The 18,742-nt window shown below is 71.6% G+C and carries 19 protein-coding genes; 15 read left to right on the top strand and 4 right to left on the bottom strand.

What is annotated here, in order from left to right; genetic code table 11:
* The first annotated feature begins 142 nt into the window (after positions 1 to 142).
* The 4 genes from dnaE (at position 143) to ABEA93_RS07345 (ending at position 6,985) form a co-directional block, all read left to right on the top strand.
* On the top strand, positions 143 to 3,673 hold the full coding sequence (gene dnaE, locus ABEA93_RS07360; protein ID WP_345674620.1) for a DNA polymerase III subunit alpha: 3,531 nt from the start codon (positions 143 to 145) through the stop codon (positions 3,671 to 3,673).
* Positions 3,674 to 4,310: 637 nt separating this feature from the next.
* Complete coding sequence (locus tag ABEA93_RS07355) at positions 4,311 to 5,330, top strand: ABC transporter ATP-binding protein (RefSeq protein ID WP_345674619.1); 1,020 nt, start codon at positions 4,311 to 4,313, stop codon at positions 5,328 to 5,330.
* Positions 5,327 to 6,172, top strand: a complete 846-nt coding sequence (locus tag ABEA93_RS07350) for an ABC transporter permease (RefSeq protein ID WP_345674492.1) — start codon at positions 5,327 to 5,329, stop codon at positions 6,170 to 6,172. The genes ABEA93_RS07355 and ABEA93_RS07350 overlap by 4 nt, the downstream gene beginning before the upstream one ends.
* Positions 6,173 to 6,250: 78 nt before the next feature.
* Entirely contained in the window at positions 6,251 to 6,985 is a 735-nt protein-coding gene (locus tag ABEA93_RS07345; RefSeq protein WP_345674491.1) for a hypothetical protein, read from the top strand.
* Between the two features lie 20 nt (positions 6,986 to 7,005).
* Here ABEA93_RS07345 and ybaK read toward each other — a convergent pair whose 3' ends face one another.
* The 3 genes from ybaK to ABEA93_RS07330 form a co-directional block, all read right to left on the bottom strand.
* A complete protein-coding gene (gene ybaK / locus ABEA93_RS07340) occupies positions 7,006 to 7,506 on the bottom strand; it encodes a Cys-tRNA(Pro) deacylase (protein ID WP_345674490.1) in 501 nt (166 codons plus the stop codon).
* A gap of 63 nt (positions 7,507 to 7,569) precedes the next feature.
* Positions 7,570 to 8,250, bottom strand: a complete 681-nt coding sequence (locus ABEA93_RS07335; protein ID WP_345674489.1) for an LON peptidase substrate-binding domain-containing protein — start codon at positions 8,248 to 8,250, stop codon at positions 7,570 to 7,572.
* 81 nt (positions 8,251 to 8,331) lie between these two features.
* Positions 8,332 to 9,873, bottom strand: a complete 1,542-nt coding sequence (locus ABEA93_RS07330) for an oxidoreductase (RefSeq protein WP_345674488.1) — start codon at positions 9,871 to 9,873, stop codon at positions 8,332 to 8,334.
* A 104-nt stretch (positions 9,874 to 9,977) separates the two neighbouring features.
* Between ABEA93_RS07330 and hisD the strand changes: the two genes are divergently transcribed.
* The 10 genes from hisD to ABEA93_RS07280 all read left to right on the top strand — a co-directional run bounded on the left by hisD (position 9,978) and on the right by ABEA93_RS07280 (position 16,991).
* Entirely contained in the window at positions 9,978 to 11,306 is a 1,329-nt protein-coding gene (gene hisD / locus ABEA93_RS07325) for a histidinol dehydrogenase (RefSeq protein WP_345674487.1), read from the top strand.
* A complete protein-coding gene (locus tag ABEA93_RS07320) occupies positions 11,303 to 12,406 on the top strand; it encodes a histidinol-phosphate transaminase (RefSeq protein ID WP_345674486.1) in 1,104 nt (367 codons plus the stop codon). The genes hisD and ABEA93_RS07320 overlap by 4 nt, the downstream gene beginning before the upstream one ends.
* A complete protein-coding gene (gene hisB / locus ABEA93_RS07315) occupies positions 12,407 to 13,003 on the top strand; it encodes an imidazoleglycerol-phosphate dehydratase HisB (protein WP_345674485.1) in 597 nt (198 codons plus the stop codon).
* A 2-nt stretch (positions 13,004 to 13,005) separates the two neighbouring features.
* Positions 13,006 to 13,776 (top strand): hypothetical protein, encoded by a 771-nt coding sequence (locus tag ABEA93_RS07310; protein WP_345674484.1) that lies wholly within the window; start codon positions 13,006 to 13,008, stop codon positions 13,774 to 13,776.
* Complete coding sequence (locus ABEA93_RS07305) at positions 13,773 to 13,925, top strand: hypothetical protein (protein ID WP_345674483.1); 153 nt, start codon at positions 13,773 to 13,775, stop codon at positions 13,923 to 13,925. The genes ABEA93_RS07310 and ABEA93_RS07305 overlap by 4 nt, the downstream gene beginning before the upstream one ends.
* A 32-nt stretch (positions 13,926 to 13,957) precedes the next feature.
* Positions 13,958 to 14,587: an imidazole glycerol phosphate synthase subunit HisH gene (gene hisH / locus ABEA93_RS07300; RefSeq protein WP_345674482.1), complete on the top strand. Its 630-nt coding sequence runs from the start codon at positions 13,958 to 13,960 to the stop codon at positions 14,585 to 14,587.
* 47 nt (positions 14,588 to 14,634) lie between these two features.
* Positions 14,635 to 15,369: a bifunctional 1-(5-phosphoribosyl)-5-((5-phosphoribosylamino)methylideneamino)imidazole-4-carboxamide isomerase/phosphoribosylanthranilate isomerase PriA gene (gene priA, locus ABEA93_RS07295; RefSeq protein ID WP_345674481.1), complete on the top strand. Its 735-nt coding sequence runs from the start codon at positions 14,635 to 14,637 to the stop codon at positions 15,367 to 15,369.
* Positions 15,366 to 15,761 (top strand): RidA family protein, encoded by a 396-nt coding sequence (locus tag ABEA93_RS07290; RefSeq protein ID WP_345674480.1) that lies wholly within the window; start codon positions 15,366 to 15,368, stop codon positions 15,759 to 15,761. The genes priA and ABEA93_RS07290 overlap by 4 nt, the downstream gene beginning before the upstream one ends.
* The gene (gene hisF, locus ABEA93_RS07285; RefSeq protein ID WP_345674479.1) at positions 15,758 to 16,528 is read left to right on the top strand and encodes an imidazole glycerol phosphate synthase subunit HisF; all 771 of its coding nucleotides are present in this window, start codon (positions 15,758 to 15,760) and stop codon (positions 16,526 to 16,528) included. Before ABEA93_RS07290 ends, hisF begins: the two co-directional genes overlap by 4 nt.
* Positions 16,529 to 16,622: 94 nt before the next feature.
* The gene (locus ABEA93_RS07280; RefSeq protein ID WP_345674478.1) at positions 16,623 to 16,991 is read left to right on the top strand and encodes a YbjQ family protein; all 369 of its coding nucleotides are present in this window, start codon (positions 16,623 to 16,625) and stop codon (positions 16,989 to 16,991) included.
* A gap of 75 nt (positions 16,992 to 17,066) precedes the next feature.
* On the opposite strand, the gene ABEA93_RS07275 is transcribed toward ABEA93_RS07280, so the two are convergent.
* Positions 17,067 to 17,975, bottom strand: coding sequence for an undecaprenyl-diphosphate phosphatase (locus ABEA93_RS07275; protein WP_345674477.1), 909 nt, complete (start codon positions 17,973 to 17,975; stop codon positions 17,067 to 17,069).
* A gap of 151 nt (positions 17,976 to 18,126) precedes the next feature.
* On the opposite strand from ABEA93_RS07275, the gene ABEA93_RS07270 reads away from it, so the two are divergent.
* Positions 18,127 to 18,711, top strand: coding sequence for a helix-turn-helix domain-containing protein (locus ABEA93_RS07270; protein WP_345674476.1), 585 nt, complete (start codon positions 18,127 to 18,129; stop codon positions 18,709 to 18,711).
* Positions 18,712 to 18,742 lie beyond the last annotated feature (31 nt).

Here is an 18,742-nt window from a genome sequence, read left to right as displayed (position 1 = left end):
CGGGTCTCCCCGGCTTGCGCCCAGGCTCCGTACGGCCCCTCCCGGCTTCGTGTCGGTGCCGCCGACTAGCCTGGTGACCAGGTCGAACGGCCTCACCGCGGGCAAGGTTCAGCCCAACCGGATACTTCGGGAGGACGGCGCCGTGGCCGACTCGTTCGTTCATCTCCACGTCCACACCGAGTTCTCGATGCTGGACGGTGCGGCACGCCTGAAGGAGATGTTCAAGGAGTGCCAGGAACAGGGCATGCCCGCCGTGGCGATGACCGACCACGGCAACATGTTCGGCGCCCGTGAGTTCTACAAGCAGGCGGTGGCCGCCGGTGTCACGCCGGTCATCGGTATCGAGGCGTATGTCGCCCCCGAGTCCCGCGGCCTCACCAAGCGCGTGCTGTGGGGCACCCCCGCGCAGAAGAAGGACGACGTCTCGGCGTCCGGCGCGTACACCCACAAGACGATCTGGGCGCGCGACAAGACCGGCCTGCACAACCTGTTCAAGCTGACCTCGCGCTCGTACGCCGAGGGCTACCTGGTCAAGTGGCCGCGGATGGACGCGGAGATCATCGCCGAGCACGCCGACGGCCTGATGGCCACCACCGGCTGCCCGTCCGGGGAGGTCCAGACCCGGCTGCGCCTGGGCCAGTTCGACAAGGCCGTGGAAGCGGCCGCGAAGTACCGCGACATCTTCGGGGCCGAGAACTACTTCATGGAGATCATGGACCACGGCCTCGACATCGAGCGCCGGGTCCGCGACGGCCTGATCGACATCTCCCGCAAGCTGAAGATCCCGCCGCTGGTCACGAACGACTCGCACTACACGCGGGAGTCCGACGCCGGGGCGCACGACCTGCTGCTGTGCATCCAGACCGGCAAGAACCTGTCCGACCCGGACCGGTTCAAGTTCGACGGCACCGGCTACTACCTGAAGTCCGCCGAGCAGATGTACGGGCACGACTCGTCCGACATCTGGCAGGAGGGCTGCCGCAACACCCTGTTGGTCGCCGAGAAGGTCGACACCACCGGGATGTTCGGGAAGCGGGACCTGCTTCCGAAGTTCGACGTGCCCGAGGGCATGACCGAGGACTCGTTCTTCGAGGCCGAAGTGTGGCGCGGCATGGACTGGCGCTTCCCGGACGGCTACGACGAGGAGCACCGCAAGCAGGCCGACTACGAGATCAAGATGATCCAGGAGATGGGCTTCCCGGCCTACTTCCTGGTCGTCGCCGACTTCATCATGTGGGCCAAGAACAACGGCGTGGCGGTCGGCCCGGGCCGCGGCTCCGCGGCGGGTTCGCTGGTCGCCTACGCGATGGGCATCACCGACCTCGACCCCATCCCGCACGGGCTGATCTTCGAGCGGTTCCTCAACCCCGAGCGCATCTCGATGCCCGACATCGACATCGACTTCGACGAGCGCGGGCGCGGCGACGTCATCCGATATGTGACCGAAAAGTACGGGTCCGACAAGGTGGCGATGATCGTCACCTTCGGCACCATCAAGGCGAAGGCGGCCATCAAGGACGCCGGCCGCGTGCTGGGCTACCCGTACGCGATGGGCGACCGCATCACCAAGGCCATGCCCGCGGACGTCATGGGCAAGGGCATCCCGCTGTCCGGCATCACCGACTCGTCGCACCCCCGCTACAACGAGGCGGGCGAGGTCCGGGGGATGTACGAGAACGAGGCGGACGTCCGCAAGGTCATCGACACCGCGCGCGGTATCGAGGGCCTGATCCGCCAGCCCGGCGTGCACGCCGCGGGCGTGATCATGTCCGCCGAGCCGCTCACCGACAACATCCCGGTGTGGACCCGGCACTCCGACGGCACCGTCATCACGCAGTTCGACTACCCCACCTGTGAAGACCTCGGTCTTCTCAAGATGGACTTCCTCGGCCTGCGCAACCTGACGATCATGGACGACGCCGTCAAGGCGATCGAGAAGAACAAGGGCATCAAGCTCGACCTTCTCGCTCTCCCGCTCGACGACAAGCCGACCTACGACCTCCTTGCCCGCGGCGACACGCTGGGCGTGTTCCAGCTCGACGGCGGGCCCATGCGGTCCCTCCTGCGGCTGATGCGCCCCGACAACTTCGAGGACATCTCCGCGGTCCTGGCGCTGTACCGGCCGGGTCCGATGGGCGTCAACTCGCACAACAACTACGCGCTGCGCAAGAACGGCCAGCAGGAGATCACGCCGATCCACAAGGAGTTGGAGGAGCCCCTCAAGGAGATCCTCGAACCCACCTACGGCCTGATCGTCTACCAGGAGCAGGTGCAGCGCGCCGCGCAGATCCTCGCCGGGTACTCGCTGGGCGCGGCCGACAACCTGCGCCGCGCGATGGGCAAGAAGAAGAAGGAGATCCTCGACCAGGAGTTCGTGCCCTTCCAGAAGGGCTGCCTGGAGAACGGCTACTCCAAGGAAGCCATCCAGACCGTGTGGGACGTCCTCGTCCCGTTCGCCGGCTACGCGTTCAACAAGGCGCACTCCGCCGCGTACGGCCTGATCTCCTACTGGACCGCCTACCTCAAGGCGAACTACTCCGCCGAGTACATGTCCGGTCTGCTCACCTCGGTGCGCGACGACAAGGACAAGTCGGCGATCTACCTCAACGAGTGCCGGCGCATGGGCATCAAGGTGCTGCCGCCGGACGTCAACGAGTCCGACGCGGACTTCACCCCGCAGGGCGACACGCAGATCCGCTTCGGCCTGTCCGCGGTCCGCAACGTCGGCGCGAACGTCGTCGACTCGATCGCGCAGACCCGGCGCGCCAAGGGCAAGTTCACGTCCTTCCCGGACTTCCTCGACAAGGTCGAGGCGGTGGTCTGCAACAAGCGGACCGTGGAATCGCTCATCAAGGCCGGTGCGTTCGACTCGCTGGAGCACACCCGCAAGGGCCTGACCGAGAAGTACGAAGGCATGATCGACGCCGTCGTCGCGGTCAAGCGCAAGGAGTCCGAGGGCCAGTTCGACCTGTTCGGCGGGGGCGACGAGGACAGCGGGCCGGCGTTCGGCCTGGACGTGGAGTTCTCCACGGAGGAGTGGGAGAAGACGTTCCTGCTCGCCAACGAGCGCGAGATGCTCGGCCTGTATGTGTCCGACCACCCGCTCTTCGGCATCGAGCACGTGCTGGAGTCGAAGTCCGACTGCATGATCTCCGCGCTCACCGGTGACGAGCGCCCCGACGGGGCGATCGTCACCATCGGCGGCATCATTTCCGGCCTTCAGCGCAAGATGACCAAGCAGGGCAACCCGTGGGCGATCGCCACGGTCGAGGACCTCGCGGGCGCCATCGACTGCATGTTCTTCCCGCAGAGCTACGCGCTGGTGTCCACCCAGCTCGTCGAGGACGCGGTGGTCTTCGTCAAGGGCCGCCTGGACAAGCGCGAAGACGTGCCGCGGCTGGTCGCGATGGAACTGATCGTGCCCGACATGTCCGAACTGGACGCGTCGCAGCCGCTGGTCATCACCCTGCCCACGGCCCGGATCGCGCCGCCGCTGGTCGCCCGACTCAAGGACGTGCTGCGCCACCACCACGGCAACACCGAGGTCCGGCTGAAGCTCCATTCGCGCGACAAGACCACCCTGATGCGCCTGGACGCACGGCTTTCGGTCAACCCGAGCCCGGCGCTGATGGGCGACCTGAAAGAACTCCTCGGCCCCGGCTGCCTGGTCTGATCGGTTGGTGATCGACTCGGCGTGCACCGGTACCGGAATCGGTGCATTTTGATACGGCTCGATACGGCCAAATGCCATCTGCGTGAACCTTCGTGCACGTAGAGTCGTTTCCCCTATGTGGTCGTCTGCGGTCGCGCGGCCAGGCGCGGCCGACCGCGGCCGCCGATGCCCCGGGCCGTGCTCCGGGGGGAAACGGGGAGCACCATGACCAACGGACGCCAGCACGCCCACCCGTCCGAACAGCAGCCCGCACCGAAGCCCGACCTGCGGACCGAACGCCCGGACCCGCGGCCCGCCAAGACCGCCTGACCGGGCACCGGCCCGCAACCCGCTCCGCGGGCGTCCGGCGGAGCGCCGCCGGACGCCGGTCGCCGGTGTGCGGAGCACAACCGCCCGGGGCGCCGACGGCGGGAACCGAGGGAAGTGCCGAGGGGAAGCCGGGAGAAGGCGAGGGGCGCGGCACGGCAGGGTGCGGACGGCGCGTAGAGTTTTCCGGCACGGATTCCGTCGTGCCCGCGTGCCCCACCGATGGCACACGCGGGCACACTCGTGCCCCCGTCGCACCGCGACACCGACCGACCCGAGAGAGACCCCCGGCGGCGAGCCCGCGCCGGGGCAGGAGAGGCACCGCGTGGCCATGCTCGGCGAGACCGCCGCGATCCCGCACGCCGCGGCGCCGCGCACGCCCGGCGCGGTCTGCTACCGGGTCGCGGGACTGACCAAGACGTACCGCACCGGGCGCCGCAGCGCCCGCACCGAGGTCGTCGCGAACGACGCCGTCGACCTGGAGATCGGCCGCGGCGAGATCTTCGGGCTGCTCGGCCCCAACGGGGCCGGCAAGTCGACCCTCGTCCGCCAGCTCACCGGACTCCTGCGCCCCGACGCGGGCAGCGTCGAACTGCTCGGCCACGACCTGGTGCGCCGCCCCGAGGCCGCGTCCCGGCTGGTCGCCTACCTCGGCCAGGACTCCGGCGCGCTCGACGAACTCACCGTCGCCCTCGCCATCGAGACCACCGCCCGGCTGCGCGCCGTCGAGCCGGCCGCGGCCCGCGCCGCCCGCGAAGCGGTCGTCGCCGAGCTCGGCCTCGGCGACCTCGCCGAACGCCCGTTGAAGAAGCTGTCCGGGGGCCAGCGGCGGCTCGCCTGCGTGGCCACCGCCCTGGTCGGCGACCGCCCGGTGCTGGTCCTGGACGAACCCACCACCGGCATGGACCCGGTCGCGCGCCGCGCGGTGTGGGCGGCGATCGACCGCCGCCGCGCCGAGTACGGCACCACCGTGCTGCTGGTCACCCACAACGTCATCGAAGCCGAGACCGTCCTGGACCGGGTCGCGGTCCTCGACGAGGGCCGGGTCATCGCCTGCGACACCCCCGGCGGCCTCAAAGCCACCGTCGGCGACGAGGTCCGGCTCGACCTGGTCTGGCGCTCCGACCCGCCGATGACCGAACCTGCCGTGGCCATCCTCGCCCGCGACGCGGTCCGCACCGGGCGCCGCTGGACGACCCGCATGGACCCCGGCACCGCGCGCGAACTCCTCGCCGCGGTCACCTCCGGACCGGCGTTCGACGTGCTGGACGACTTCACACTGTCGACGCCGAGCCTGGAAGACGTGTACCTGGCGCTCGGCGGACGCCACGAAGGGCTGGTCAAGGGATGAGCGTGGGGCAGGACGCGGACATCGCCGGCGGCACGGCGCGCCCGGCGGCCCCGGCCGCCGGCCTTGAGGCGGCCGCCTTCCCGGCCGTGCCGCTCGCCCCGGCCACGCCGCTGTGGGCGGGGCTGCTGACCGTCTACCGGGCGCAGCTGTCCCGGGTCCGGGTCTCGCGGGTGCCGCTGCTGTTCGTCGCGGTGTTCCAGTCCGTCGGGATCATGATCCTCATGCGCGGCGTCGTCGACACCGGCTCGGACTCGGCGCGCGAAGCCGTCGTCGCCGGGTCCAGCGTGCTCGTCGTCGCGTTCGTCGCGCTCAACCTGCTCGCCCAGCACTTCGGCGCGCTGCGCGCCGCGAACTCGCTCGACTACTACCAGACGCTGCCGGTGCGCCCGGCCGCCGTGGTCCTCGGCATCGCCGCGGCCTACGCGTCGTTCACCCTGCCCGGTGCCGTCGTGACTGCGGTGATCGGCGCGGTGATGTTCCAGCTGTCGCTGGCGAACCTGTGGGCGCTGTTGCTCGTGGTGCCGCTGTCCGGCGCCGCGCTCGCGGGCGTCGGCGCGGTGTGCGGGCTGCTCGCGCCCCGGCAGGAACTCGCCACGCTGCTCGGCCAGCTGGGCATGTCGGTGGCGCTGCTGCTCGGCGTCATCCCGGCGGACCGGATGCCGTGGGCGATCGAGCTGGGCCGCGACGTGCTGCCGTCGTCCTACGGCGTGGACGCGTTCATCGCGACGTACGGCAGTCCCGACTGGGCGTCGTTCGCCGCGAACCTCGCGGTGTGCGCGGCCGTCGGCGTCGTCATGCTGACGCTCGCCACCTGGGCGTTCCGCCGCACGGCACGCGACTAGTCCTGACGAGGCCGTGTCGTGGCCGTGCCCCGCACCGCCTGACCGGCAACCCGACCACGAGCATGGGACGCTGACCGTATGACGTCGCCCTGGCAGTTCGACCGCACGTCCGACGCGGTCCCGTCCCCCGAGCAGCATGCCGGGGGCTTCGCCGCGCCCGTGCGGCGCCTGGACCTGTCGTGGCCCGCGGTGCGCGGCGACGTGGTGGCCGGCCTGATCGTGCTGCTGGTGTGCGCGGTGGTCGGCGTGGGGGCGGGGGCGATCTGGCACGCGCTCGCGCCGGACCTGCCGCGGGTGGTCGTCGGGCACCAGGCGTACTCGACGGCGAAGACGCCGACCGAGGGCGACATCGCCCGGGACGGCTGGTTCGCCGTCGTGGGCGTGGTCGCGGGCCTGCTCCTGGCCGGCCTGGGGTTCTGGAAGGGCCGCAAGTACGGCATCGGCGTCGCGTTCGGGCTGGGGCTCGGCGGGCTGCTCGGGTCCTACGTGGCGTACAAGGTCGGCGGGGCGCTGGGCCCGGACCACTTCTGGCAGGCCGTCGACAAGGCCCACCCGAACGCGGCCCCGACCGAGCAGATCCCGTTCGACGAGCCGCTGCGGATCCAGGCCATGGGCGTGCTGTACCTGTGGCCGATGGCGTCGATGATCGTGTGGGCGATCCTGATGGCCGGCTTCGGCCCGCGCGACCCGGCCCCGAAACTGCTGGCCTGGCCGGGAGCGGGCGAAGGCGGGCCGCACGGCGCGACGCCCGCGGCGGGGGAGTCGGACGCTCCGTCGGCCGACGACGCGTCGCCCGAGGGGACGGGCGCCTAGGACCCGCCCTAGGACCCGCCCTAGGCCCGTCCGATCGCGGCCGTCCGTGCCCCGGTCAGCTCGACCAGCACCGCCGCCGCCAGCTCGATCTCCAACCCCCGCCGCCCCGCCGACACGAACACCGTCGGGTGGGTCAGCGCGGTCGCGTCCACGACCGTGGCGAGCCGCTTCTTCTGGCCGAGCGGGCTGATGCCGCCCACCACGTAGCCCGTCGCGCGCTCGGCCGCGGCCGGGTCGGCCATCGCCGCCCGCTTGCCGCCGACCGCGGCGGCCAACGCCTTCAGGTCGAGCTTGCCCGCGACCGGCACCACGCCCACGGTCAGCGCGCCGTCGACGTCCGCCAGCAGCGTCTTGAACACCCGGTCCGCGGACACCCCCAGCGCGGCGGCGGCTTCCTCGCCGTACGACGCCGCGTCCGGGTCGTGGCTGTAGGCGTGCAGCGTGAACTCCGCGCCCGCGCGGGTCAGCGCCACCGTCGCGGGCGTGCCCTTGCCGCCCTGGGCGGCCTTGTTCCTGGCCACAGCGGCCCTCTCCGTCGCGTCCCGGGACCCGTGCCCCGGCACGGTCTGGTCGGGCAGGTCGGCCTAGTTGGGCTGGTCCCCGCCCTGCTGCACCAGCTCCACCGCCGGCAGCGACCGCAGGTGCTCCAGCAGCGCGTTCTCCCGCCGCAGCAGCGACAGCTCCTCGCGCAGCCGCAGCGTGGCGTCGCGCGCGACCAGCAGGCCCTGCTTGTCCGGCAGGTCCAGCACCATCGCCGCGGCCACCAGGTACGACATCACCACCGGGTCCTCCGGCAGCTCCGGCAGCTCGACCATGCTGCGCCCCTGCGCACCGAGCAGCCGCTGCTGGTACTCGGTGAACGCGCGCGTCACCGCGTGCCCGAGCACCACCGCGTCGTCGCCCTTCGGCTCGTCGAGGTACTCGACCTCGCCGACCAGGTAGGGGCCCGACTCGTCGACGGACAGCAGCCGGAAGCGCGACGCCCCGGTCGCCACCACGTCGAAGCGCCCGTCCGCGTGCGGGCGGATGGTCGCCACCTGGGCGGTGCAGCCGAGCGGGAACACCGCGTCGACGGTGTCCACCGGCAGGTCGCCGACCTCGCGTCCGGCGCGGAGCGCGACCACGCCGAAACGGCGGTCGTCCTCGGGGCGCGCGAGCAGGTCGCGGACCAAGGCCCGGTACCGCTCCTCGAAGATGTTGAGCGGCAGCACGAGGCCCGGATAGAGCACCGAGTTGAGCGGGAAGAGCGGGAGCCGGTCGGTCACAAGAGCAAAGACTAGGGCGTCCCCGCCACCGGTTCGGGAGGGTTTTGCGAGTGACCGGCTCGAATGACCGGCGAACCCGCCTCAAGCCCCCCGGTTCAGCACCCGCGTCGCGCCCGCCGCGGCCGCGCCCGCGAGGATCCAGCCGAGCATCACCAGGACGTACGCGACCCACTGCGTCCACCCGCCCGGATTCCACGCCGACTCCTGCCCGAGCGACAGCACCGGCAGCAGCAGGTCGATCGTGTAGAAGAACGGGTTCCAGTGCGGCGCCTCGTCGGCTTTCAACGGGCTCGGCCGGTCGAGCCCGAAGACCGTGGTGCCGATCGCGATCAGCGCGACCAGCCAGGCCAGCGCCCGCGCCGGGCGGTAGCCGTACCCGATCGTGACGTCCTGCACCCAGCCCCACAGCCGGCCCGGCACGCGCAGCGTCTCGCGGTTGCGGCGCTGTTTGGCGAGCAGCACGCTGCGGGCCTCCTCGTCCTGGCCGGACGCGCGGTAGGCGAGCGCGAGCTGCTCGTACGGCTGCGGCTCGTAGTCCGGAGTCGCGGCGGCCAGCCACCGCAACCGCTGCGCGAGGTCCATCGGCCGCGTCGAGCGCAGCACCGTGTACGTCATGCCGCCGATCGCCATCCGCCCCGGATCCTCGGGCCAGGTGCCCGGCACGTCGGTGAGCGCGCCCCATTGCGCCCCGCTCAGCAGCACGCGGCCGCGCGGCGTCGGCTCGACCACGATCGACAGGGTGCGCCCGGTCGCCCGCCACAGCGCGAGGGTGTCGGTCTCCCGCCCCAGAACGGCGGCGTGGTCGAGGATGTACGCGTCGCCGAACCGGGCGTCGATCAGCCGGATCGAACCGGTCGCGGTGAAGCGGTCGCTCATGTGCAGCGACTGCTCGACGTTCATGCCCGCGCCGTCGAACGCCAGGTTGCTGTGGCCGCGGCTGTCCAGGCCGTCCGGGGCGTCCAGCCGGGCCCGGTAGAACGTGACCCGGCCGCCGACCCGGGCGCTGCGCATGCGCACCGTGCCGAGCGCGTGGAACGGGCCGTGCGCGCTGATGTCGCCGGTCACCTGGATCCCGTCGGCGCTGACCGCGTCGCCGTCGCGCATCGGGCGGATCCGCGAGCCGTTCAGCACCACGTCGTTGGCGACGTGCGCGTCGGTCAGCAGAAGACCCTCGCGGATCCGGCAGGTGGTGAGGCACAGGTCGCCGTCGACGCGGGCGCGCCGGGCCCGGACCCCGTTGAGGACGGAGCCGATGATGCGCAGCGTGCCGGTGGTCGCGTCGCCCAGGTCGATGCGGTTCTCGAAGCGGCAGCCGCGCAGGTCGACGTAGGCGTCGACGCGGGCCCCGCGCAGCCGGAGGTCGCCGACGATCCGCGCCCCGGTCAGGTGCAGCCCCGGCGTGCGGCCGGCCACCGGGGCGGGTCCGTCGAGCAGCAGCCGGGCGAGGAATTCGGCGCGAATCGTGCGCTCGGGCCCCCAATCGGCTCCGAAGTCGCCGCGCGGCAGCGCCCAGTCCGCGGAGTAGGTGACGCCGCGTCCGGCGAAGTCGCATACGTCGCCGGTGCGGAACGCCTCCCACACCTGCCGCTCGGCATCACTCAGGTCACTCGGTATCGCCGCCACTGCCGTCCCCCCGCGAGGTCGTGCCGTCGTGGCTGCCATCCAATCGTGTCTCAGCAGCCGACACGTGCGGACCCCGCTCCCGCGGGCTCCCTACACTGGGACGGGTGATCTCCCGTATCGATCTGCGCGGCTCCGCCGGGCGTGCTGTTTTGGACAGCCCCGCGGCCCTGCGCGACGTGATGCCCCGCGCCGAGTTCGACGTCGAGGCGGCCCTGGAGAAGGTCCGCCCGATCTGCGACGACGTACGCCATCGCGGGGTCGAGGCGCTGATCGAGATCACCGAGCGCTTCGACGGGGTCCGCCTCACCGACATCCGCGTCCCGGCCGACACCATCGCCAAGGCCCTCGGCGACCTGGACCCGAAGGTCCGCGCGGCGCTGGAGGAGACCATCCGGCGCGCCCGCATCGTGCACCGCGACCAGCGGCGCACCGACGTGACCACGACGGTCGCGCCGGGCGGCACGGTCACCGAGCGGTGGGTGCCCGTGGAGCGCGTGGGGCTGTACGTGCCGGGCGGGCTGGCGGTGTACCCGTCGTCCGTGGTGATGAACGTGGTGCCGGCGCAGGAAGCGGGCGTCCGCTCGCTCGCCGTCGCCTCCCCGCCGCAGAAGGAGTTCGGCGGCCTGCCGCACCCGACGATCCTGGCCGCGTGCGCGCTGCTCGGCGTCGACGAGGTCTACAGCGTGGGCGGCGCCCAGGCCATCGCGATGTTCGCGTACGGCGCGGGCCCGTGCGCGCCGGTCAACCTGGTCACCGGCCCCGGCAACATCTACGTCGCCTCCGCCAAGCGCCTGCTCAAAGGCCGCATCGGCATCGACTCGGAAGCCGGCCCGACCGAGATCGCGGTCCTCGCCGACGCGACCGCCGACCCGGTGCACGTCGCCGCCGACCTGATCAGCCAGGCCGAGCACGACACGCTCGCCGCGTCCGTGCTGGTCACCGACTCGGCCGAGCTGGCCGACGCGGTCGAGGCCGAGCTGAAGGCGCAGGTCGCCGCGACCAAGCACACCGCGCGGGTGACCGAGGCGCTGTCCGGACGGCAGTCCGGCATCGTGCTGGTCGACTCCGTCGACGACGGCCTCAAGGTCGTCGACGCATACGCCGCCGAGCACCTGGAGATCCAGACCGCCGACGCGTCCGCGGTCGCCGCGCGCGTCCGGAACGCGGGCGCGATCTTCGTCGGCGCCTTCGCGCCGGTCTCGCTCGGCGACTACTGCGCGGGCTCCAACCACGTGCTGCCCACCGGCGGCTGCGCCTGCCACAGCTCGGGCCTGTCCGTGCAGTCGTTCCTGCGCGGCATCCACGTGATCGACTACAGCCGCGACGCGCTCGCCGAGGTCGCGCACCACGTCGTGACGCTGGCCGAGGCGGAGGACCTGCCCGGCCACGGCGCGGCGATCAAGGCACGGTTCGAGTGGGGGCTGCCCGAGTGACACGGATCGACGACCTTCCCATCCGGGACGAGCTGCGCGGGCAGTCGCCGTACGGGGCGCCGCAGCTGCACGTGCCGGTGCTGCTCAACACCAACGAGAACCCGTACCCGCTGCCCGACGAGCTGGTCGACCGCATCGCCGAACGCGTCGCGGAAGCCGCCCGGCAGCTCAACCGCTACCCGGACCGCGACGCGGTCGAGCTGCGCACCAAGCTCGCCGACTACCTGTCCGCGACCGGCGGCGTCGAGCTGGCGACCGGCCAGGTGTGGGCGGCGAACGGCTCCAACGAGGTGCTCCAGCAGCTCCTCCAGGCGTTCGGCGGCCCCGGGCGCAGCGCGCTCGGCTTCGACCCGTCGTACTCGATGCACGCGCTCATCGCGCGCGGCACCGGCACGGAGTGGATCTCCGGTCCGCGCCGCGCCGACTTCTCGATCGACTTGGACGCGGCCCTCGCGGCCATCGCCGAGCACCGGCCCAACGTGGTGTTCCTGTGCTCGCCGAACAACCCGACCGGGACCGCCCTCGACGGCTCCGTCGTGGAGGCCGTCTACGAGGCCGCGCAGGCCGCCCGGCCGTCGCTGGTGATCGTGGACGAGGCGTACGTCGAGTTCTCGCACCACGCCTCGCTGCTGACCCTGCTCGAAGGCCGCCCGAACCTGGTGGTCTCGCGCACCATGTCCAAGGCCTTCGGCGCGGCCGGGCTGCGGCTCGGCTACCTCGCCGCCGACCCGGCGGTGGTCGACGCCGTACAGCTGGTGCGGCTGCCGTACCACCTGTCCGCGGTCACCCAGGCGACCGCGCTGGCGTGCCTGGAGCACACCGGCACGCTGCTGGGGTACGTCGCCGAGCTGAAGGCGCAGCGCGACCGGCTGGTCGGCGAACTGCGCGGCATGGGCTGCGAGGTCACGGAATCCGACGCGAACTTCGTCCAGTTCGGCCGGTTCGAGGACACGCGCGCCGTGTGGCAGGCGATCCTCGACCGCGGCGTCCTGGTGCGCGACAACGGCGTGCCCGGGATGCTGCGGGTCACCGCCGGCACGGACGCGGAGAACACCGCGTTCCTGGACGCGATGCGCGCCGTACTCAAGGAGATGCAGTAAATGTCCCGGATCGGCCGCGTGGAGCGCGCCACCAAGGAGACGTCCGTCCTCGTCGAGGTCGACCTGGACGGCAGCGGCCGCGTCGACGTGGCGACCGGCGTCGGGTTCTTCGACCACATGCTCGACCAGCTCGGCAAGCACGGCCTGTTCGACATCACCGTCAAGACCGACGGCGACCTGCACATCGACTCGCACCACACGATCGAGGACACCGCGCTCGCGCTCGGCGCGGCGTTCCGGCAGGCGCTCGGCGACAAGGCGGGCATCCGCCGGTTCGCGAACGCGTCGGTGCCGCTGGACGAGGCGCTCGCGCAGGTCACCGTCGACCTGTCGGGCCGCCCGTACCTGGTGCACAGCGAGCCGGAAGGCATGGCGCCGATGATCGGCCCGGCCTACGACACGACGCTGACCCGGCACATCCTGGAGTCGTTCGTCGCGCAGGCGCACATCTGCCTGCACGTGCACGTCCCGTACGGCCGCAACGCCCACCACATCGTCGAAGCCCAGTTCAAGGCGCTGGCCCGCGCGCTCTCCGACGCGTGCGCCATCGACCCGCGGCGCGCCGGGGTCATCCCGTCGACGAAGGGCGCGCTGTAGGGATGGGGCTGTCCTACGAGCAGTTCCTGGTGGCGGCGCCCTTGGGACCGGTCGTGGCCGCCCTCACCGCGGTGCGGCGGGGGTATGCGATACCGGTGGGCCGCCGGACGAGCGCCGTGATCCTGGACGAGCACGCGCACGACTACAAGGTCGACTCGATAGCGTCCCGGCTGAGCCGGGACGTCGAGGCCGACGTGTGCGTGGCGTCGGTGTCCGACTCCGACGTGCTGTGGCTCACGGTGGTGCGGGACGGCACACCCGTCCACGAGTACTGCTCGGCGCCGGACCACGACCGGAAGATCACCAAGGACGCCTTCGGCGTGCTGCGCTACGAGGACGGCACACGCTTCGATCCGGAAGCCCCGGGCACCCCGCCCTCGGGTGCGGACCCGGCCTGGTTCCTGCCGTTCGGCGTACCCGAGGCCTCCCCGCACACGGTGGCGCAGGCGCTGACCGCCCGGGAAAGCGACCCGGCCGATCCGGGGGCGGGCAAGCCGCATGCCTCTGCGGAAGGCGTCTACGGCGACGTCCTCGCCGCGCTCGGCTTCCCGCGCGGCATCGCGTTCACGCCGTTCGCGGAGCTGGACGCGATGGCCCGCGAAGCCGTCGAGCCGGAGCCGTCCTACGAGGGCCTGCCGGAGACCTTCGCGATCGCGCAGCGCCGCAACCGCGAGCATCGCGCCGCCCGACGTGCGGATTTCACCTCGGCGTACCCTCTCGGCGACGCCCTCCCGATCCCCCCTCCCACCCCGAGCGAAAGCACCATCACATGAGCGGTTCCTCAGTTGCGTTGATTGCCGTCGGGCTCTTCTTCGCCGGCGGGGTCATCTCATTCGCCAAGCAGGGCATTTCGAAGAGCATCATCGCGGTGCTCGCGATCGGCGCGGTGCTGTTCGTCACCGCCGGCCTGAGCCAGATCTAGATCCGGGCACCGGATCCGGGCAGAGGACACGTATGAAGAAGGTCGTCATCCTCGACTACGGGTCGGGGAATCTGCGGTCCGCCGAGCGGGCGGTGGCACGGCTCGGCGTCGAGGTCGAGGTCACCGCGGACTACGAGACCGCGCTCAACGCCGACGGGCTGGTCGTGCCGGGTGTCGGCGCGTTCGCCGCGTGCATGTCCGGGCTGAAGGCGGTGCGCGGCGATCGCATCGTCGACCGCCGGCTCGCCGGCGGGCAGCCGGTGCTCGGCATCTGCGTCGGCATGCAGATCCTGTTCGAACGCGGCGTCGAGCACGGCGTCGAGACGCCCGGCTGCGACGAGTGGCCCGGCACGGTGGAGCGCCTGGAGGCGCCGGTCGTGCCGCACATGGGCTGGAACACGGTCGAGGCGCCGGAGGACACCGTGCTGTTCCGCGGCCTGGACGCGGACACCCGGTTCTACTTCGTGCACTCGTACGGCGTCCGGAAGTGGGAACTCGTCCCCAACGAGACGCTCGCGCCGCCGCTGGTGACGTGGTCGACGCACGGCACGCCGTTCGTGGCCGCCGTCGAGAACGGGTACCTGTCGGCCACCCAATTCCACCCCGAGAAGTCCGGCGACGCGGGGGCCGCGGTGCTCCGCAACTGGATCGACACCCTCTGAACCCCCCCGCTGAACCCCCTCACTTACCGGTAAGGACGCTGGAGAACATGAGCGAGACGCGTCGCCTGGAACTGCTGCCCGCCGTCGACGTCGCCGACGGGCAGGCCGTCCGGCTCGTCCAGGGCGAGGCCGGCTCCGAGACCTCGTACGGCGACCCGCTGGCCGCCGCCCTGGCCTGGCAGAACGCCGGCGCCGAGTGGATCCACCTGGTCGACCTGGACGCCGCCTTCGGCCGCGGCTCGAACCGCGACCTGCTCGCCGAGGTCGTCGGCAAGCTCGACGTCAAGGTCGAGCTGTCCGGCGGCATCCGCGACGACGCGTCGCTGGAGGCCGCGCTGGCCACCGGCTGCCGCCGCGTCAACCTCGGCACCGCCGCGCTGGAGACCCCGGACTGGGTGCGTTCGGCGATCGGCCGGCACGGCGACAAGATCGCCGTCGGCCTCGACGTGCGCGGCACGACCCTGGCCGGCCGCGGCTGGACCCGCGAAGGCGGCGAGCTGTTCGAGACCCTCGCCCGCCTCGACGCGGACGGCTGTGCCCGCTACGTGGTGACCGATGTCAACAAGGACGGCACGCTCACCGGCCCGAACCTCCAGCTGCTGCGCGACGTCTGCGCGGCGACCGACCGCCCGGTGGTGGCCAGCGGCGGCGTGTCGTCGCTCGACGACCTGCGCGCGATTGCCACCCTGGTGCCGGAGGGCGTCGAAGGCGCCATCGTCGGGAAGGCCCTGTACGCGCAGGCGTTCACCCTGGAAGAGGCGTTGGAGGCGGTGTCGCGATGACGGGCGGCGTGGAGCGGATCTCGTCCGGCGGTCCCTACGAGGACGTGATCGGCTACTCGCGGGCCGTCGCGGCGGGCGACTTCGTCCTCGTGTCCGGCTGCACGTCCGTCGTCGACGGGGTGTTCGTCGGCGAGGGCGACCCCTTCGAGCAGACGCTGACCGCGTTCGGCATCGCCGAGAAGGCCCTGCAGAAGGCCGGGCTCTCCCGCGACGACGTGGTTCGCACCCGCATGTACATCACCCACGCCCGCGACGCGGACGAGGTCGGCCGCGCGCACAAGGCGATGTTCGACACCGCCCGCCCCGCGGCCACCATGGTCGTGGTGGCCGGGCTCATCGACTCGCGGATGCTGGTCGAGGTCGAGGTCGAGGCGTACCGGGGGGCGAAGTGAGCCTTGCGGTACGTGTGATCCCGTGCCTGGACGTCGACGCCGGGCGCGTGGTCAAGGGCGTCAACTTCCAGAACCTGCGCGACGCCGGCGACCCGGTCGAGATGGCCCGCGTCTACGACGCCGAAGGCGCCGACGAGTTGGTCTTCCTCGACATCACCGCCTCGTCGGGCAGCCGCGAGACCACCTACGACGTGGTGCGCCGCACCGCGGAGCAGGTGTTCATCCCGCTGACCGTCGGCGGCGGCGTCCGCACCGTGCAGGACGTCGACAAACTGCTGCGCGCGGGCGCCGACAAGGTCGGCGTGAACACCGCGGCGATCGCCCGCCCCGAGCTGATCGCGGAGATCGCCGACCGGTTCGGCGCGCAGGTCCTCGTGCTGTCGGTGGACGCCCGCCGCTGCCCGGAAGGCGTGTCGACGGAGTCCGGGTTCGAGGTCACCACGCACGGCGGCCGGAAGGGCACCGGCATCGACGCGGTCGGGTGGGCGGCTCGCGCCGCCGAGCTGGGCGCGGGGGAGATCCTGCTCAACTCGATGGACGCGGACGGCACCAAGGACGGCTACGACCTGGAGATGATCCGCCAGGTGCGGGCCACCGTGAAGGTCCCGGTCATCGCGTCCGGCGGCGCGGGCGCCCTCGGGCACTTCGCCCCGGCCGTCGAGGCGGGCGCCGACGCGGTGCTCGCGGCGAGCGTGTTCCACTTCGGGATGCTGCGCATCCCGCAGGTGAAGGACGCGCTCCGGGACGAGGGCTACCCGGTGCGCTGACCGGCGCGGCTTTTCCCGCAGGTGCCACCTGACCGGCGCATCCCGAGGGGTTTCCGGGGTGCGCCGGTCGGCGTTGCGGCCCAGGCTGGGGTGCATGACGGAACTCAACGATTTCGGCGGCGGCCTCGATCGGAGCGCCGGCGTCATGGTGGTCACGACCAACGACGTGCCCGGCTACCACGTCGACCAGGTGATCGGCGAGGTGTTCGGTCTGACCGTGCGCTCGCGGCACCTCGGCAGCCAGATCGGCGCCGGGCTGAAGTCCATCGTCGGCGGCGAACTGCGCGGCCTGACCAAGACCCTGGTGCAGAGCCGCAACGAGGCGATGGGCCGGCTGGTGGAGCAGGCCAAGGCGCGCGGCGCCAACGCCGTCCTGATGTTCCGCTTCGACGTGGCGGAGGCGGGCAACGGCACCGAGGTGTGCGCGTACGGGACGGCGGTGGTGATCAGCCCGGCCGGCTGAGCCGCTTCGCGGTGCCGTCGAGCCCGTGCCCTGGCCGTCGCGGGGTGCGGGCTCGCGTGTGCCCGGTTCGCGGGATCAGGCGTCGAGGTAGCCCGAGGCGAGCATCCCCATGAGCGCGATCGCCACGATGATGCGGTACACGGCGAAGCCGTTGATGGTGTGCTTGGAGACGAACTTCAGCAGCCACGCGACCGACGCGTAGGCCACCACGAACGACACGACCGTGCCGACCGCCAGCGCGACGAGGCTGGTGTCGCCGCCGGTGGCGTCCTTCAGCTCGTACAGTCCCGCGCCGGTCAGCGCCGGGATCGACAGGAAGAACGACAGCCGGGTCGCCGCGACGCGGTCGAGGCCGCGGATCAGCGCCGTGGAGATCGTCGCGCCGGACCGCGAGAAGCCCGGGAACAGCAGCGCGAGGATCTGCGAACTGCCCACCCACATGGCGTCCTTGAACGTCACCTCGGCTTCACCGCGGCGCCGGGCCCGGTTGCTGCCGCCGGACGAGGACTCGGCGTACCACATGACCGCCGACCCGGCGATCAGCGAACCGGCGACCACCCACAGGCTGGCCAGCGGCCCGTCGATGAGGGGCTTCATGGCGAGGCCGACGACGACGATCGGGACCGTCGCGAAGACCACCCACCACGCGAACTTGTAGTCGCGCTCGGCCCGGCGCTCCTTGTGGGTGAGGCCGCCGAACCACGCGCCGACTATTCGGGCGATGTCCTTGAAGAAGTAGACGAGGACCGCGGCGATCGCGCCGACCTGGATCACCGCCGTGAAGCCGACCACCGACTTGTCGCCGACGTCGATGCCGAGGATGCCTTCGGTGATCTTCAGGTGGCCCGTCGAGGACACCGGCAGGAACTCCGTGAGGCCCTCGACGATGCCCAGGACCACGGCGTCCACGACGCCGATGCTCGCACTCACGGACGCTGACTCCTCGGGGGTCTTCGGACGGGACGGGGACGGCGTGGGGAGCATGCCAGCGCCAGATGAACGGAATGCGGACGGCGGGTCAAGAGACGGCGATAGGGGAGGACGGAGCGGATCCGGCCGAGGGGGCGGCAAGATCCGAAAGAGAATTTGCGAAAGATTCGTTGCGAAAATTATCTTTCGGATCTAGCGTTCAGGTATGCCCGACGACCGACCCGAGCCGCCGCGCCTCGTCCGCGACGTGGAGGCGCTGAAGGTGTTCACGCACCCGCTGCGCTTCCGGCTCTTCCGCCTGCTCTACACCGACGGCCCGGCGACCGCGTCCGAACTCGGCCGTCTCGTCGACGCGACGCCGTCGCTGGTCAGCTATCACCTGCGGACGATGGCCAAGCACGGCTTCATCGCGGAAGCCCCCGAGGCGTCCGGCGACGGCCGGGAGCGGCGCTGGCGCGTCGAGCGCGATCTGCGGTTCAACCACACGGACTTCGCCGACGACCCGGCCGCGTGGGAAGTCGCCAACACCGTCGTCCAAGTGCTGCATTCCGAGCGGAACGAGCGCTACGAAGCAGCGATGCGCCGTCTCCGGTCCATGAGCCGCGAGTGGCAGGACGCCACCTTCGGCGCGGGCCCGACCGTGCGTCTGACCGCCGCCGAACTCGCGCAATTGTCCGAAGAGCTGATGGCCGTCGTCGACCGCTACCGGGGGCGTCCCGCGGTGAGCGAGGACGGCGAACCGCGCGAACGGGTCCTGCTCGAAATGATCGGCTTCCCGTACGAGCCCTGAACCGCCCGACCCCTCCGAGGACCCGCCGCCT

The organism is Yinghuangia aomiensis, from assembly GCF_039542225.1.
Classification (GTDB): domain Bacteria; phylum Actinomycetota; class Actinomycetes; order Streptomycetales; family Streptomycetaceae; genus Yinghuangia; species Yinghuangia aomiensis.
The sequence above is the reverse complement of the archived record's forward strand: the minus strand, read 5'-3'. Positions and strand labels throughout refer to the sequence as shown.